Raw genomic sequence first — 16,995 nt, forward strand, 5'->3', positions numbered from 1 at the left:
AAAGGTCAGCGCTATGTCTTCGGGCGAACGGCCTTCCCTGACCAGCCGGGTGAAACTCTCCCAGCGCGTCACCTCGTCGGGATCGAGCCGGGCGATATTCTCGATCAGCGAGGCTTCGAGCGCGGCGGCATCGTCGCCTGCTTCCATGACCGCACAGGGTAGCGGATCGATGCCGCCGCTCTCCTGCGCCACGGCAAGGGCGGCATGATAGCGCCGCTTGCCTGCCACGATCTCGTAGGTGGTGGGACTGCCGTTCTGCCGTACGATCAGCGGCACGAGTATGCCCCGTGCCCGCACGGAGGGCAGGATGTTGGTAAGGTCTGGCTGCTTNGCAAGAGGAGGAGCCGCGTGCAGCGCGGCTTGCGGCACGCCGCGGCGGGACTAGAGGAGAGGGACGCCCACCCCGCTTGTTCGGAGCCGCAACAGCCTCATCGCGCCCGGCGCGATGGCCGCTGGCCGGTCAGTGACCGGCGCGCGTGAGCGATCGTCACCCGCAAGGGACGAGACAAGCGCAGCGCAGGCTCGGTGGCGCGCAGCGACATAGAGCGCGGTCCCGACCAGGGACACGCCATGGTCTTTTTTCGTTACTTGCTCTTGGGCGTGACCCAGACCTCGACCGGTGCGACGAATTTGCCCGGTGCAGGCTTGCCGACATGGACCCGGTCGGCGGTGACGAGCTCTCCGCTCTCCAGGTTGAAGCTCGCCCAGGGCTTGGGCATGCGGCCGAAGGTCATTTTCTGGATGGGATGGCCGGTAGCCGAATTCATGATGGTGGCGATGATACTCATTGGCAGGCCGATAACGATGGCAGGGCCTGCCTGTCCATGGTGGCGGTCGATAAATCCGTAATCGCCATCCGCTCAGTGGCGACGGCCCCTTTGCGCCATAATTCGACGTATCAGCTTCGCATGGGCGTACCTGAAAGCGGACACGGTCACGGGCGCATGCAACAGTATCAGCGATAGGGTTGCACCAATAAATTTCGACCGGTGGTCAGTCGCTGGCAATCACTTGAAGCTGGATCGCCGCTGTGTCCATCAGGTACAGTTCGGTTGCGCCAAGCAGTTCAAGCTGCTTGGTGTTAAGCTCATCCTTTGATAGGCCTGGCTGTACGATGTGCACCGTCAGCTCGGGCATCAAGAGTTTGGCTTGTTTTCCTAGTTCTCGGAGTGCCTTGAGGTCGCCGCGTTCAAAACGAGTTACGTGCGCCGCCCCAGCTTTGCCTAAGCGGTTCTTGCGAACTTCATCGCGGCGCCGCAGATGCTTAAAGAGTTCTTCCACGGTCCCCCGCCAATGAGCGCTGCGCTGCGCTTGCCCACAGACCTCGTAAAGATCACCGACGCGAGCGCCCGGCGAACTTCCGGACGAGAATTTGCAGTGGTACAAATGGACCAACAGGCGGCCGTCTCGGGTCCCGATGCAAACGATGTCGGCGGCCTCGCCCGACCCATCGTCATCAAAGATGATCGGGAATGCGTCTACTGGTAGGTCGGCCAGCAGACGGTCAAGAACTCGCCTCTGAATAGAGTCTGGGCGTTTTTCCAGGTCCTGTGACTCTTTGGAGATGTCCACGCCTGACCAATTCCACGCGTCGATTTTCCCCTTATCAAAAGGTTTTCGGCCGGCGCCGTGAGGAGGAACGAATAACTCCGTTCCTTCTAGGTATCCGCCGTTTTCGAAGCGTATTGCGGGCGGCTCCTTTCGGAACCACTCGCCAAGCGGACGTGTGGTGCGGCCGATACGAACCTCAGCGGAAAACCCGCCAGTTGGTTCATACTCAACGGAGTCGGGAGTGAACTTCACGTTGTAATCAGCAAATTTGGACGGCGTCGCTACCCGGAACAGTATTGGCCCCTCGGCCTTGAATGTGAGAACCCGCAGTTCCGCCTCGTAAAATGGCACCTGCTCACCATCGATTATGATGGTGATTGCATCTTCCGAGCGTTTCAGGAAATCCTCGGGCCAATCCACCAGAAGGGGAACTAGTGCAGGTCGCTCTTTGATCTCGACGGGCAGTATAACGTTTGTGAATACGTCCCGCGTTGAGATTGCGTCGTCGCGCAGCTTAGCGCCCATCCCATGACACCAATCGACCCATGAGGCCAAATCCTCTGCGGTGGACATCGACCAAACGCGCCCTTTTTGAGAGCAGCCAACGGTAACGCGCTTCCCCTCCTCGTAGCCGTGAGCGAACAGGTTCGACTTCCGCTTGTTTGTTCTCAATGCATCGGGGAGCGCATCGGAGATGTCGGCCCCGACATGCATACTGAACCTAAGCCGCTCGTTGATCACGTCACTAAGTCCAAGATTCGTGAGGACCAGGCGGTTGATATTGTGAAGTGATCGAAAGACTAATTCGCCCTTGATCAGATTGACGTCATCGCCGCAGATCGCACGCGCCAGCTCCTCATGCATGCTCCCTTTGTTTGAGCTGTTAATGTAAAGCAGCTTCCGGCCTTCGTCCCAGTGCGCCAAGTACAAGTGCCACTCTGTATTGCGGATGTCCCTTACGTCGCCCCAAACGACGGACTCGTGTTCGCGAGTGATAAAGAGCAGGACTTTGTAGCGCTCGTTCACGGTCGGGCCGGCGTAAATTTCCGTGTTACCCATGGCAGAGAGTGCCCGCTCGGGCCGCCAGCGAGAGGCTTTTGCTCGATAAACGACCGCGCTCATTTTCGGGAAGATGTTCCTCAACGCAACCGTCTCAGGCACATCTTGAAACGCATCAAGGAATTCGGACCGACGCGTTTGCCGCGTGTTCGCCCCCTCGCTGAGATCGCGCAATAGCGAATTCCAGTCAGCATCTTCTGCGTACAAATCTTGCAGTGCTTCGCTGACCCCGGGGTCGGCAATATTCGCGATCATGGTCGCGTCGCCGAGGTCCGAGCGAAACCGGGTGAACCGGCCCGTGAATTGGAGGGTAATAGCCAAGCTTTTGTGCGGATCATGAACCGCAGCAATTTTCAGTTCGGGCAAGTCAAAACCCTCGCCCAACATGTCCACGCAAACAACTATTTTCGAGTCGGCATTCCGCAATTTCGCAAGCAGTTCTTTTGTTTCACCGGCCGAAACTTCATTGTGAAGAACTATAGGGGAGTGTTCAGGCGCCAACTCTTCGTAGAGGGCATGGATTTTCTTCGCGCGTGGAATACTATCGCAGCGAGCCATAACGATGTGGCTGTAACCCCGGGCAAGATCGGCACTCAACTGGGCTAAAGCCGTTTCAGCGATAGCTTGATCGGCTTCCACTAGGTCCAGTTCGTCGACAGGCAAAAACCGAATTTCCTTAAAGTAACCCTCTGCCTGAGCCTTCCTAAGGGGGTAGTTGAATACTACTCGGCCATCGACATGCTTATTATCATTCCTGAAAGGGGTGGCGGTAAACTGCACGATAGGCTTTTGCGAAAACTGCCCCCGGAAGGCCTCCCACGTGCGAGCAGAGATGTGATGAGCTTCATCGATGAAGAGGTGGCTGCAAACTTCAGCCATCCGCCTTTGGACCGCATCGGAACACTGTCCAGCGATTGCCATCGTCGTGACGATGACGTTGCATCTGGAGAATATATCGTCAACCTCCGCTGGGCTCTTTGGCTTATGTTGGAGATAGCCAACGGCCGGGAAAGGTGCCGCTGGGTCAAGTACCCCCAGGTCTTTTAAGAGGCCCATTTTCAGAAATTTGTCGCCAATCTGATCCCGAAGAGCGCCGGTCGGTACAATCACAAGCAGCCGTCCCAACCGCTCCCTGGCCAGCAGTGCAAGCATAGTTTCGGTCTTACCCGTGCCGGTGGGCATCACCACCGTGGCCGGCAAGTTGCTCGCTTTCCAATGAGACAGTACACCGAAGAGGGCTCCGATTTGCGGCGGTCGAAGGCCAGTCTCGGTTACTTCGTTGCCCTGGCGACGCTCTTCGCGGAAATTGAATGCGCTGCCCCAGCCTTCGCGCACGGCTGACGTGAGTGCATCATTGTCTGTTGAATTGAGCAAGTGCGGCTGCCGAGGCGCCGGAGTTTGCCATTCCCCACGCACTTCATCCGTGCGTCCCGAGATGAAATCGTCGAGATTCTGACATTTAAAAATCGCACCAGAAAATTGATCGGCACGATATCGCCTCTCTGCCAGTAATATCGCATCGCCACTGCTGATACGAAAAACATGAGCTTCATGGCGCCCAATCCGCACCGTTTCCAAGCTGCCTAGGTGCGCTACCTCGTGCTGCAGCAGCTGCCTTATCGGATTTTTGAGGACCTTCCCGTCCAGCGCAAATCGAGGCGGAAAATTCGCGGCACGAAGTATATCGGCTTCCATCAATTACACCTTGGAGGGTTGTACCTCTCCTTCATAAGCAAACCGTAACGTTTTTGCTATGTTCCGGTTGGTCCTTTTTTAGACCATTTTGGGTTTTGACCCATTTTAGCGATCCAAGCACAGTAGGACGCCTCATCTAAGTAATTGAATATAAAAGAATGATCATGCAGCAAAATTGCTGATTGTTGCATGCTTTGGCGCCCCAGACTTGTCCGCTTCGCCGGCAAGCTCGCCGAAAGCCGCCAGTCGGCCACCGGCCAGCTTCGCTATTCAATGTGGATCGGCGTGCAAAAAGGGCTCTGACGCAGTTTTGATGATCGGTGCTCACGTTGCGCCGATTAGCCGGGCTTCAAGAAGGTCGAGTTTTCCGCGGCCGTACATCTGACGTTTGACCAGCTTAAGCTTGGTGATTTGCCCCTCAGTCTGGCCGTTCGACCATTGGGAGACCACCGCGGCTCGAACGGCGGCAATGTCCCTGGCGACGCCGTTTGCAAACGATGCGACGAGGCTGGCGCGTGCTCGGATTATCCACGGATCAAGATCTGCTCCTGCTTTCCGGCGGATCATGAGGTGGAACCCGTCGATGATCTGCCGTGCCTCGACAAGCGATGGCACGCCGTTTTCGACGGCGGCGACGGTGAGCGTTTCCGCCTTGGTGAGATCGTTGCGCTCGATCGTCATCAACCGCGCGATGGTTCTGGCTGAAGGCACGCGCTGCAGCGTGTCGGCATCGACCTTGTCGGCTCGCCATCGGCGTGTTGCCCACTCCGTCACGACGCGAAGCGATCCCCGGAACCCCTGTGCCTGCAACGAGCGCCACAGTGCTGCGCCATTGTGGCGACCTGCCGCCCACTGCTGATCCAGCCATGGCAGATAGGTCTCAAGGGATGTTTCTCGCGTCCTGAACACGTCGCTGCGCTCGCCGCGCAGGATCCGCCGCACCGTGCCGCGACTGTGGCCGGTGCGGCGCACGATCTCCTTGATCGCCACACCATCCTTGGAGAGCGCGAGGATCGCCGCATTGGTTTCTTCGCGATGAAGATATCCTTCGTATTGCAGCCGCTCGGCCGCCGTGAGCAACTCAGGCTTGATCGACATCGCGCCGATCGCACATCGGATCTGCCGCATCGACCGGCGCACCGCGTCCAGGAAGGCATGGCTGGCGTTTTCCATGAGATGCCAGCGGTCGGCGACCTGCACAGCATTCGGCAGCGCCTTGGCCGCCGCGCGGGCATAAGCGCCGCTACGATCGCGGGCGATTATCGCCACCTGCGGCTGTTCTGCGAGCCATGCCTGGGCGGTCGCTGGTTCCCGGTCCGGGAGCAGACGTATCGGCCGACGCCGCTCGAGATCGCAGATGATCGTGCCGTACCTTTGATTGCGCCGCCAGGCCCAGTCATCGATGCCGATCACCCTCGGAGCCGGAGACGTTGGGGTTCCCCGGCGTCGTACGACGCGGAGCAGCGTGTCGTTGCTGACAGGCAGCATCAGCCGCTGCGCAAAGCTGGCTGCGGGCCGACCGCCAAGCGCGAGACCAAGGTGATGAACCAGTGTTTCCAGTCGGCCCGTGCGCCGTGCCCAGGGAGCAACAGCCCCATCAGCGAAGCGTTCCACGAAGATCCTTTGCCCGCACCATACAGTGTCACACCGGAAACGGCGGACATCCGCCATCAGTTTTACGGCGCGGCCCGCCAATGGCAAATCCGAGATCTGACGCCGGTAACGGCTGTGAACGCGGCAGCTGACGCTGCGGCACTTTGGGCAATGGCTGGTCGGCGACGTGCTACGAACGAAAATCGTTGCACCATCGTCGGCTATTGACGAGGCCACGATGGTAAAGCCCGGCGGGATCACCGAGGAAGGTCGTAGTGCTTTCTGCATGGCGTTGCTCCCAACGTGGAAACCGAAGCCATTCAGGCAGAGAATTGCATCAAAATTGAGTCAGAGCCCCGTTTGCACGCCGATTGACACTATTCAATGCCCAAACACTGAAACAAGCGATGATACCGGAATGCTGGAACCGCATTTGGACCGCTCGCGCGGTCATACGCTCCCGAACTGTGGATAAATAATTTCCGCGCCATCACGAAGTTGGTCAAGATGGTCAGACCACCATTGTGCCATTTTCACCCTCTCCGCCCAGTGAGCACCGCGATGGTAAGCGGCGCGTACATGATCGCGATCGCTATGAGCAAGAGCGCGCTCGATGGCGTCGGGGTGCCATAAGCCTGACTCATTGAGGAGGGTACTGGCAATGGCCCGAAACCCGTGCGATGTCATTTCATCGCTACCATAGCCCAATCTCCGCAAGGCTACATTGAGAGTATTCTCACACATTGGCCGCACCGACGTGTGGAGTGCGGGAAAGAGAAATTCTCCGCTGTTCTTTAGGGCTCGAAGCTTTTGAAGCAGACCCATCACCTGGCGCGACAACGGGACGACATGGGCTTGGCCCATCTTCATTTTTGCGGCTGGGATACGCCACACAGCAGCGCCGAAATCAATTTCCGACCACTCTGCCTTGCGCAACTCTCCGGGGCGCAGAAAGACATGGGGGGCGAGTTGCAACGCGATCCTGGTCTCGATACGGCCGCTGTAGCTATCAATTGCACGCAACAGTTCTCCGACCTTTATCGGATCAAGCACTGCGGCATGATGCTTAACCTTGGGCGCTATCAACGCTCCTCGCAATATATCAGCGGGGTTATGCTGGGCGCGGAGCGTGGAAACCGCATAACGAAATATGCGCCCCGAAAAAGCCCTCAAACGGTGTGCGGTCTCGTGATGCCCTTTTCGCTCGAGCCGCTTCAACGCGGCAAGCAATTCGTGAGCTGTAACAGCTGCTACCGGACGTCGACCTACATAGGGTTCCAAAAGATCGCGAAACCAGCGTGCCTTCTTGAGTGTTGCCGGGGATTTTCCCTCCAGTTCCATCTTCCTGATGTATTCATCAGCTACCACTGTAAAGGTAGTCGCGGCAGCAATTTCGGCTTGCAGCTTCGCTTGGGCTTTTACGGCAACCGGGTCGATGCCGCCCGACAGTAACTCGCGCGCTTCCTCCAGCTTCTCCCGCGCCTCCTTGACGCCGATGGCGGGATAGTGGCCCAGCGTGATCTTCTTCTCAACGCCATGGTACCGAAATTTGACCCGCCATATCAGTGACCCAGACGGCTGTACGGCGAGATACAGCCCTTTACCGTCGGCTACCTTATAAGCCTTTTCCCGCGGTTTGAGTGCCTTGATCTGCACGACAGTAAGCATTGGGGGCCTCTATCCAGAATGATCGTTGAGGCCCCCAGATTCGAGCCCCCAAATCATCCGGATGAGGATGAACCAAGGCGGACGACACCGGAAAGCCGATGCGTCAATATACCAGCATTTCCGGGGTTTTTCGAGGATTTTCAGCCCCGTAGATGGGGGGATCCTGGTGCCGCTTACAGGACTCGAACCTGTGACCCCCGCATTACGAATGCGATGCTCTACCAACTGAGCTAAAGCGGCGTTGCGGCGGGCAGATAACAGCGGTTGGGCCGAAGGACAAGCGGGCAATTGCATCGTCGGGCGGGTCTTTTTGTGAGGAGCGCGGCGGACGGGTCGTTGATCGCCAGCATCTTTACGGCAAATTTACCATCCGGTGCCACTGTCGAGTCCCAAAGAGGCAGAATTTTGCCTGAAATAGGGACCGACCGGATGGACACTCTGCGGGGGCATGACGTCGCCAACGACCAGGACGACTTCGATTATGCCGACGACGCAGCGATCGACGCACCGTTGATGGTGGTGTCGGACGAGCGGCGGATGCAGGTGCGCGCCTATAATTATTGGGCGTCGCTGCTGGGTGACCGCACGCTGCCATCGATCGAGGATCTGTCGCCCGATCAATTGGAGGATTTCGGCCCGCACAGCGTATTGCTGGACTTTTCCACCGGGCTCGACAATCCGGCCATCGTCTATTTGGGCACCGCGCTGCGCCAGGAGTGCGAGATTGACGGGAGCATCGGCTATATCAATGATGTGCCCGCACGGTCGCTACTGTCGCGGCTGACCGACCATTATCTCCAGATCGTCGCCAATGCCGCGCCAATCGGGTTTGAAGCGGAATTCGTCAATCAGCGCGACGCAGAGATATTATATCGCGGCATATTGATGCCCTTTTCGTCCGATGACGAGACGATCGATTTCGTGTTCGGCGTGATCAACTGGAAAGAACTGGCCAGCCGCGACGTGACCGACGCGCTGGAACTGGAAGTCGGTGCGGCGCTGCTGAACGCAATGCCCGCGCGAACCGATGTGCCGATATGGGCCGATGGTCCGACGGGCGACGAGGAGGTCGCGCCCCTTCCCCAGTCCAAAGCAGTGGCGTCCTTCGATGAAGAGCCGCTGGACCTGTCCGGCATGGAAAGCCCGACCGAGGACGCGCCGCTGGCAGACTGGCTGGCGCTGGCGCGCGATGGTGCCGACCAGGTTCGCACGAGCGAGGCGCGCAGTCATGCCGCGCTCTACCGCGCGATTGGCCTGGCTTATGATTTCGCGCTGGTGGCGCAGGCCCGCCCAGACGACTATGCCGAACTGCTGGCCGATTGCGGCATCAAGGTGCAGGCGCGCAGCCCGATGACCGCGATCATCAAGCTGGTTTTCGGCGCGGCCTATGACAAGACCCGGATCACCGAATATGCGACCGCGCTGGACCATGGCTGGGCTGTGGGACTGGGTGTAGGAACGCTGGCGGATTATCTGTCCAGCTATGCCGGTGGATTGAAGGCGTTGGTCCGCGACGAACGGGCGCAGCGCCGGGCCGAAGCCCCACCCCGCCCCGACAAGCGCCAGAGCGCCCGCAGCGCGATGAAGGCCGCGGCTGCAATTGATCCGCAGGCGCTGGCCACCGATGCCGATGGGCTGGCCATCGTTGTTGCCCGGCGGGAAGCGGATGGCACGCTGGCACTGGTCGCGGCTTTGCCCGAAGGGTCGGACCTGGCGCAGCGGGTGATCCTGGCCGCCGCGCGATAATAGCGGCACGACGCACCGCCCCGCCGACGCGGATCGCGGTAAAATGCTCCTAAAGCGCCGTTATCTGCGCTCGACATGCGGCGCGGGCTGGCCGATAGTCGGGTCACGATCTGCGCCGCCGCCACCTGCGGGGCATGTTGCGCTGCATCATATTATTTCAACGCTAAGACACTTTATTTCACAAACAGGGTTGAGCCTCCCCATGGGCGGAGGCATATAGACGGTCGAAAGCCGAGGAGTCGCATGGCGGCGATCCAGCGTCTCCTTGCGTTCAATTCCAAGCGGGACAAGCCCGCGTGAGAGGTTAGGCGAATGACGGCGCTGGCGGACGCGAACATCAAGGAAGTCGATACGTTCATCCGGGAGGCGCTGGAAACGGCGCTGGAGCGAGGCGCCTTGCCCGGCGAACGCGAAGGGCTGGACGAGCAGGGCATAGCGGCCGCCGCCGCTTTCCTGGGCCGCACCGCCAACGGGCGCAAGCCGGGCGAGGCCGCGATCATGGTCGAAACGCTGGGCGAAGGCGCCAACGGCCGCTATATGCGGATCGCGATCGTCAATGACGATATGCCGTTCCTGGTCGACAGCATCGCCAACACGCTGGCCGCCGCCGACATCACCATCCACCGTCTGCTGCATCCCATTCTGTCGGTGAAGCGCCACACCGACGGATCGCTGGCCGCGATCCTGGACGATGACGTGCCGGGCGCGAAGCGCGAATCGATGATCTATATCGAAGCAGACCGGGCCGATGCCAAGGCGCGCCGGGCGCTGGAAAAGGCGCTGCGCGACACGCTGACCGACGTGCGCGCAGCGGTGGCCGACTGGGCGCCGATGCAGGCGGCGATGGCGGCGGACGCCGACGCGGTGCCGGACGAAGAAGGCGCGGCGCTGCTGCGCTGGTTCCTGGCGCGCCATTTCACCCAGACCGGGCATGAGCTGTGCAGCCGCGACGGCACCACCCAGTCGCGGCTGGGCATCTGCACGGTGCGCGACAAGACGCTGATCGCGCCTGCTTCGCTGGAAGCAGCGTTCGTCTGGTTCGAGGAAGGCAAGCGCACGCCGCTGATCATCAAATCCAGCCGGATTTCGCGCATCCACCGCCATGTGCTGCTGGACCTGATCATCATTCCCGTGCGCGAAGGGCGCGAGGTCAAGGCGCTGTCCATCCATGCGGGCATGTGGACCAGTTCGGGCCTGTCGGCGACGCCGGACAAGGTGCCATTACTCCGATCCACCCTGTCGAACCTGATGGACAAGTTCGGCTTCGATCCGGCGGGTCATGCCGGCAAGACGCTGGCCCATGCGCTGACCGCCCTGCCCCACGACATCACCATCGGTTTCGATCGCGAGACGCTGGAGCGGCTGGCGCTGACCTTCATGTCGCTGACGGACCGGCCCCGGCCCAAGCTGGCGCTGGCGACCAGCGCGCTGGCCCGCCATCTCTACGCCTTCGTCTGGTTGCCGCGCGACGAATTGTCGACCGCCCGCCGGGTGGCGGTGCAGGACATGCTGTCGGAAGCCGCCAATGGCCCGGTGCTCAGTTGGTCGATCGCGCTGGAGGAAGGTGGCCTTGCGCTGCTGCGCATCACGCTCGACCTGCGCGAAGGCGGGATGGTGCCGGACGATGTGGCGCTCGACCATCAGTTGAAGCAAATGGTGCGCGGCTGGCTGCCCGCTGTCGAAGAAGCGCTGACGCAGACCGAGGAGCCAGGCCGCGCCGCCGCGCTGGCGCAGCGCTATGCCGGGGGCTTCCCGGCGGCTTATCGCAATGGTGCGGGTCCAGCCGAAGCCGCGATCGACATTCGCCTGATCCACGGCCTGTCGGGGGCTGGCGACAAGGCGATCCGTATCTATCGCAACCCGGAGGACAGCGCCGAACGGCTGCGGCTCAAGCTCTACAGCCATGTGACGATTGCCCTGTCCGAAGTGGTCCCGGCGTTCGAGAATTTCGGTTTCCGCGTGATCGAGGAGATGACGACCGCAATCGACGGCGGCGCATTGGGCCATGTTCAGCGTTTCGTGCTGGAACTGCCCGCTGGCGGCGATGCGCAGGGCGTTGTGGCCCGCGCCGACATCGTGACCGAAGCGATCGCGCAGGTGCTGGAAGGCCGGGCCGAGAATGACCGGTTCAACGAACTGATCGTTACCGCTGGGCTGACGCCGCGGTCGGTGGTGCTGTTCCGGGCCTTGTTCCGCTATCTGCGCCAGACCGGCATGGCCTATGGCATGGCGACCTTTGCCGAAACGCTGCGCCGAGCGCAGGGGGTGGCGATCAATCTGATCACCCTGTTCGAAGCGCTGCACGATCCCGCCGCGCGCGACGGCGCGGAGGCGCGCGTGACAGAGGCGCAGGCCGCGATCGATGCGGGGCTGGAAGCGGTCACGGCGATTGACGAGGACCGGGTGTTGCGGCTGCTGCGCGCGGTCATCAGCGCGACGCTGCGCACCAATTTCTTCAGCAAGGCCGCAGTCGAGGCACTGGCCTTCAAGCTGGACAGTGCGCAGGTGCCGGGCCTGCCCGCGCCGCTGCCATGGCGCGAAATCTGGGTCTATAGCCCGCGGGTCGAGGGCATCCATCTGCGCGCCGGACCGGTAGCGCGCGGCGGACTTCGCTGGTCCGACCGGCGCGACGATTTCCGCACTGAAATTCTTGGCCTGATGAAAGCGCAGCGGGTCAAGAACGCCGTCATCGTGCCGACCGGCGCGAAGGGCGGCTTCTATCCCAAGCAACTCCCCAACCCGCAGGCTGACCGCGACGCATGGCTGGCGGAGGGGACCGAAAGCTACCGCATCTTCATCCGCGCGCTGCTGTCGGTCACCGACAATATCGTCAACGACCATGTGAAGCATCCAGCACAGGTCGTGGTGCGCGACGGTGACGACCCCTATTTCGTGGTCGCCGCCGACAAGGGGACGGCGACTTTCAGCGACGTCGCCAACGCCATCGCCCTCGACCGCAAATTCTGGCTGGGCGACGCCTTTGCCAGTGGCGGGTCCAATGGTTACGACCATAAGGCCATGGGTATCACCGCGCGCGGCGCGTGGATTTCGGTGCAGCGCCACTTTGCCGAAATGGGCGTGGATGTGCAGAGCGAGCCGGTCAGCGTCGTGGGCTGTGGTGACATGTCGGGCGACGTGTTTGGCAACGGGATGCTGCTCAGCAAGGCGATCAAGCTGGTCGCCGCGTTCGACCATCGCCACATCTTCTTCGACCCCGCGCCCGATCCGGCCAAGAGCTGGGAGGAACGCAACCGCCTGTTCCAGCTGCCCCGGTCGAGCTGGGACGATTATGACAAGGCGCTGATCTCGAAGGGTGGCGGCGTGTTTTCCCGCGCGCTCAAGAGCATCCCGCTGACCGCGGAAATCCAGGCGATACTGGGCGTAACGGACGCTGAGATGGAGCCGACAGCGCTCATCTCAGCGATCCTCAAAGCCCCTGCCGACCTGCTCTGGTTCGGCGGCATCGGCACCTATGTGAAGGCGGCGGCGCAGAGCCATGGCGATGTCGGTGACCCGGCCAATGACCGGTTGCGCGTCAATGCGGAGCAATTGCGCGTCAAGGTCATCGGCGAAGGCGCCAATCTGGGCACGACGCAAGCAGGGCGCATCGCCTTTTCGCTGCGCGGCGGGCGGATCAACACTGACTTTATCGACAATAGCGCGGGCGTCGATTGTTCCGATAATGAGGTCAATATCAAGATCGCCCTCAACAAGGAGATGGCCGAAGGTCGCCTGCCGTTCGAGGAGCGCAACGCCCTGCTGGAAAGCATGACCGATGCGGTTGGCGCGATCGTGCTGGAGGATAATCGCTTGCAGGCGCTGGGCCTGTCGATTGCCGAAAGTGGCGGCGCGGCCGATCTGGCGAGCTATGTGCGGCTGATCGAGACGTTCGAGGAAAGCGGGCGACTGGACCGGCAGGTCGAGGGGCTGAGCGCGAACGACCAACTGCTGCGGCGTGGACAGGATGGTCAGGGGCTGACCCGGCCGGAACTGGCCGTGCTGCTGTCCACCGCCAAGCTGACCTTGCAGGACGCGATCGAACAAGGCGACCTCGCCAGCGACGAAAGCATGACCGGCGAGCTGATGGCGGCCTTCCCAGCTGCGATGCAGGAGAAGGAAGCTGACGCGATCGCCGCCCATGCCCTGCGCAAGGAAATTATCGCCACCAAGGTCGCCAACCGCATCGTCAACCGGCTGGGCCTGATCCATCCGTTCGAACTGGTGGAGGAGGAAGGCTGTTCGCTGGGCGACATGGCCAGTGCCTTCCTGATCGCCGAGCGGCTCTATGACATTGGCACGTTGTGGGCGGATATCGACGCGGCCGACATGGCGGAAAGCGCGCGGCTTGCCCTGTTCGGCGATATTGCCGGCGGAATGCGGGCGCAGATTGCCGATATTTTGCGCAGCCAGCCGGCAGGCACGCTGCCCAGCGCAGGTCTGGCGGCACTGACCCAGGGCGTCGGATCACTGGCGGCGCAGGTCGATGATCTGCTGACCAGCGAGGCGCAGCGCCGCACCAATGCGGTGACGGACAGGCTGCTGGCGCTTGGCGCGCCAGAGGCGCTGGCGCGGCGGACGGCGGGTCTGTTCAAGCTGGACGGCGCGGTCGGCATCGCGGCGCTGGCCGGAAAGATGGGCGTGGACGAAATCGCGCTGACCCGCGCCTTCACCCATCTGGGCGAAGCGGTGGGCATCGACTGGGTCCAGTCCGCCGCCGCGCGCATGGAACCGACCGACCCGTGGGAGCGGCTGCTGATTTCGGGCGTCGCCCGCGACATGCAGCAGGTGCGGCTCGATTTCCTGGCGCAGGGCAAGGGCAAGGATATTTCGGACCATGTCGAACAATGGCTGATCCAGCGCGGTCCCCGCATCCGCCAGTTCCGCACCCTGGTGCAACGCGCCAAGGCAGCGGCGACGCCCAATGTCGCCATGCTGGCGGAAATTGCGGGGCAGGCACGCGGACTGCTGGGGCGGTAAGATATGCCTGAGGGCTGGGCGGACGGGCGCGTGATGCCGTAATGCTGTCGGGGCTGCGGGATATGAGGCTATCAGCCGTCGCAGGACAGGTGATGCAAGTGAGGGAATAATCCCTCACCTCCAGCGCGAACGCCGTCAGGCCGACGTGGTGCAACGGACGATGACTTGCGGATTGCTATATTCCAGCAGCCCTTCCCGGCCATTTTCCACCCCCAGCCCCGACTGTTTATGTCCGCCAAAGGGCTGGCCAGGCCCAAGGTCCTGAACCGTATTGATCCAGACGGTCCCCGCCTCGATCCGGTCCGCGACGGCCTGCGCGGCGTCAAGGTCTGTGCCCCAGACTGACGCCGCCAGGCCATAGGGGCTGTCATTCGCCCGCGCGACCACCTCGTCCACATCGCTGAACTTGAGCAGCGGCAACACTGGCCCAAAGGCCTCCTCAGCCACCACACGGCTACCATCGTCGGGATTGTCGGCGATGGCAATCGGGATGAAATATCCCTGTCCTTCCGGCACGTCTCCGCCCAGCAGGAAGCGTGTTCCTGCCGATCGCGCATCGGCCAGCAGGGCGCAGACACGGTCAAATTGCGGGCGGTTCTGAATCGGGCCGATCTGGACGCCTGGTTCCGTTCCGTCCCCGACCTTCACCATTTTGGCATAGTCGACCATCGCTGTTGCAAAGCGATCGTAGAGGCTTTCATGAATATAGATGCGCTTGGACGCGATGCAGATTTGCCCGGCATTGGCGAAGGCCGCCCAGAACAGCCGGGGAACCACCGCCTCCACATCCGCGTCGGGCAGGACGATGGCCGGATCATTGCCGCCCAGTTCCAGCGTGACGCGCTTCAGATTACCCGCCGCGCTGCGCATGACGGCCTTACCCGTCGCGGTCGAGCCGGTGAAGGCGATCTTGTCGATGCCCGGATGCTCGGTCATCCATGGCCCCAGACTATCGCCGCCGCTGACGACATTGAGGACGCCGGGCGGCAAAATGTCGCGCGCCAACTCGCCAAGTTTCAGGCTGGTCAGCGGAGTGAAGGGTGATGGCTTGAGGAGCAGCACATTGCCGGCAAGCAGGGCGGGCGCGATTTTCCAAATCGCCAGCCCCACCGGGAAGTTCCACGGCGCAATGGCCGCGACCACGCCGACCGGGACATGCCGCAGTTCCACTCGCCGCTCTGGCGCATCCGAAAGAATCTCCGGCTCCAGCGCCTGCCCGCTGGTCTCCTGAAGCCAGTAAATCGCCGTGCCGATTTCCATCGCGGCATCAGCGAGCGGCTTTCCCTGTTCATAGGTCAGCAGCCGGGCGAATTCGTCGGCATGGTCGGCCAGCCGGTCACCCAGCGCGCGCAGCAGCGCCTGCCTCTTGGCCAGCCCCACCCCTTTCCAATGGCCAAAGGCCTGACGGGCGGCGGCGACCGCTTCATCCAGCTGCTCGCGCCCAATATCGGGAACATGGGCGATCACCGCTTCGGTCGCGGGATTGAGCACGGCAAACGTTGCTGCCGCGCGGGCTGCCCGGCCGTTGATCGTCATCGTGAAGTCGCTGGCAAAATCCATGATCATTACCCCGTTACGGCCGCAGAACCGGTTTCAAGACATGGCCCTGCGCAACATCCTCGACCGCGCTGTTAATCTCATCCAGCCGGTAGAAGCGGATCAGGCGGTCAAAGGGAAAATGCCCCTGACGCCACAGGGCAATGAGCTGCGGAATGAAAAGATCGGGCAGACTGTCGCCCTCCACTATGCCCCTGATCGTCCGGCCAAGCACGATGCTGTTGATGTCGAGCGATGTTTCAGCGCCCATCGGCGCGGTGCCGACCAGACCGCATGTGCCGGTGACTCTCACGCACTCCACGGCCTGGCGGACGACCTTTGGCACGCCGGTACATTCGATCGCAAAGGCGACGCCCTGATCGTCGGTCAGGGCGCGGATCGCGGCAACCGGGTCGGTTTCAGCGGCGTTGATCGCGTCGGTCGCGCCAAGTTCGAGCGCCAGGTCGAGCCGGGCCTGATTGAGATCGACCGCAATGATCCGGGCGCAGCCAGCCACGCGGGCGCTGAGCACAGCGGCCATGCCGACGGAACCCGCACCGAATATGGCGATGCTGCTGCCGGGCGGCGGTCGAAGCGCGTTCAGCACCGCCCCCGCGCCGGTCTGAATGCTGCAACCCAGCGGTCCCATGATGTCGAGCGGAACGTCCGGTGCGATCTTCACCACATTGCGTTCGCTGGCCATGGCATAGGCTGCGAAAGAGGATTGACCGAAAAAGCAGCCACACAGGTCATTGCCGTCATGGCCGCGCAACGTGGCGCCGCCGGCAGGGCGAAGGCCGGCATAATTGCGCGCGGCGAATTGCTGGCAATAAGCCGGTCGACCGTCCCCGCATGGAGCACACTGTCCACAGGACGCAAATGTCAGGACAACATGGTCCCCCGGCACGACCTTGGTCACCAGCGGTCCCGTGCTTTCCACAACACCCGATCCTTCATGGCCAAGCACGGCGGGTAGCGGATAAGGAACCGTCTGGTCGCGCGCGACCAAGTCGGTGTGGCACAGGCCCACGCCGACGATGCGGACCAGGACTTCATCGTCTTTGGGTTGATCGATGTGCGCCGTTTCCAGTGTGAACGGTCCCCCGGCGCTGCGGACAACCGCTGCTGTTATTTCCACGCGCTTTTCCTCATATCCGCGGCCATTGTGCC

Annotated in this window: 8 protein-coding genes, 1 tRNA gene and 1 pseudogene; 2 read left to right on the top strand and 8 right to left on the bottom strand. The window is 61.7% G+C overall.

Annotation, left to right across the window (positions count from 1 at the left end; translation table 11 throughout):
* The 6 genes and pseudogenes from D0Z70_RS19245 to D0Z70_RS19270 all read right to left on the bottom strand — a co-directional run.
* A pseudogene (locus D0Z70_RS19245) lies at window positions 1-330 on the bottom strand (ParB/RepB/Spo0J family partition protein); the annotation flags it as partial.
* Between the two features lie 254 nt (window positions 331-584).
* Entirely contained in the window at window positions 585-788 is a 204-nt protein-coding gene (locus D0Z70_RS19250) for a hypothetical protein (RefSeq protein WP_119749264.1), read from the bottom strand.
* 205 nt (window positions 789-993) lie between these two features.
* Window positions 994-4,305, bottom strand: a complete 3,312-nt coding sequence (locus D0Z70_RS19255) for a DEAD/DEAH box helicase (protein ID WP_119749266.1) — start codon at window positions 4,303-4,305, stop codon at window positions 994-996.
* A 324-nt stretch (window positions 4,306-4,629) separates the two neighbouring features.
* A complete protein-coding gene (locus D0Z70_RS19260) occupies window positions 4,630-6,186 on the bottom strand; it encodes an ISL3 family transposase (RefSeq protein ID WP_119749268.1) in 1,557 nt (518 codons plus the stop codon).
* Window positions 6,187-6,348: 162 nt separating this feature from the next.
* Window positions 6,349-7,566 (bottom strand): tyrosine-type recombinase/integrase, encoded by a 1,218-nt coding sequence (locus D0Z70_RS19265; protein ID WP_119749270.1) that lies wholly within the window; start codon window positions 7,564-7,566, stop codon window positions 6,349-6,351.
* 164 nt (window positions 7,567-7,730) lie between these two features.
* Window positions 7,731-7,806 (bottom strand) — tRNA-Thr (locus D0Z70_RS19270).
* A 189-nt stretch (window positions 7,807-7,995) separates the two neighbouring features.
* Between D0Z70_RS19270 and D0Z70_RS19275 the strand changes: the two genes are divergently transcribed.
* A complete protein-coding gene (locus D0Z70_RS19275; protein WP_119749272.1) occupies window positions 7,996-9,312 on the top strand; it encodes a PAS domain-containing protein in 1,317 nt (438 codons plus the stop codon).
* 312 nt (window positions 9,313-9,624) lie between these two features.
* Window positions 9,625-14,289, top strand: coding sequence for an NAD-glutamate dehydrogenase (locus tag D0Z70_RS19280; protein WP_119749274.1), 4,665 nt, complete (start codon window positions 9,625-9,627; stop codon window positions 14,287-14,289).
* Window positions 14,290-14,424: 135 nt separating this feature from the next.
* On the opposite strand, the gene D0Z70_RS19285 is transcribed toward D0Z70_RS19280, so the two are convergent.
* Window positions 14,425-15,849, bottom strand: a complete 1,425-nt coding sequence (locus tag D0Z70_RS19285; protein ID WP_119749350.1) for an aldehyde dehydrogenase family protein — start codon at window positions 15,847-15,849, stop codon at window positions 14,425-14,427.
* 13 nt (window positions 15,850-15,862) lie between these two features.
* Window positions 15,863-16,963: an NAD(P)-dependent alcohol dehydrogenase gene (locus D0Z70_RS19290; protein ID WP_119749276.1), complete on the bottom strand. Its 1,101-nt coding sequence runs from the start codon at window positions 16,961-16,963 to the stop codon at window positions 15,863-15,865.
* Window positions 16,964-16,995: the final 32 nt, after the last annotated feature.

Origin of the sequence: Sphingobium terrigena (assembly GCF_003591655.1) — a bacterium.
Lineage (GTDB): Bacteria > Pseudomonadota > Alphaproteobacteria > Sphingomonadales > Sphingomonadaceae > Sphingobium > Sphingobium terrigena.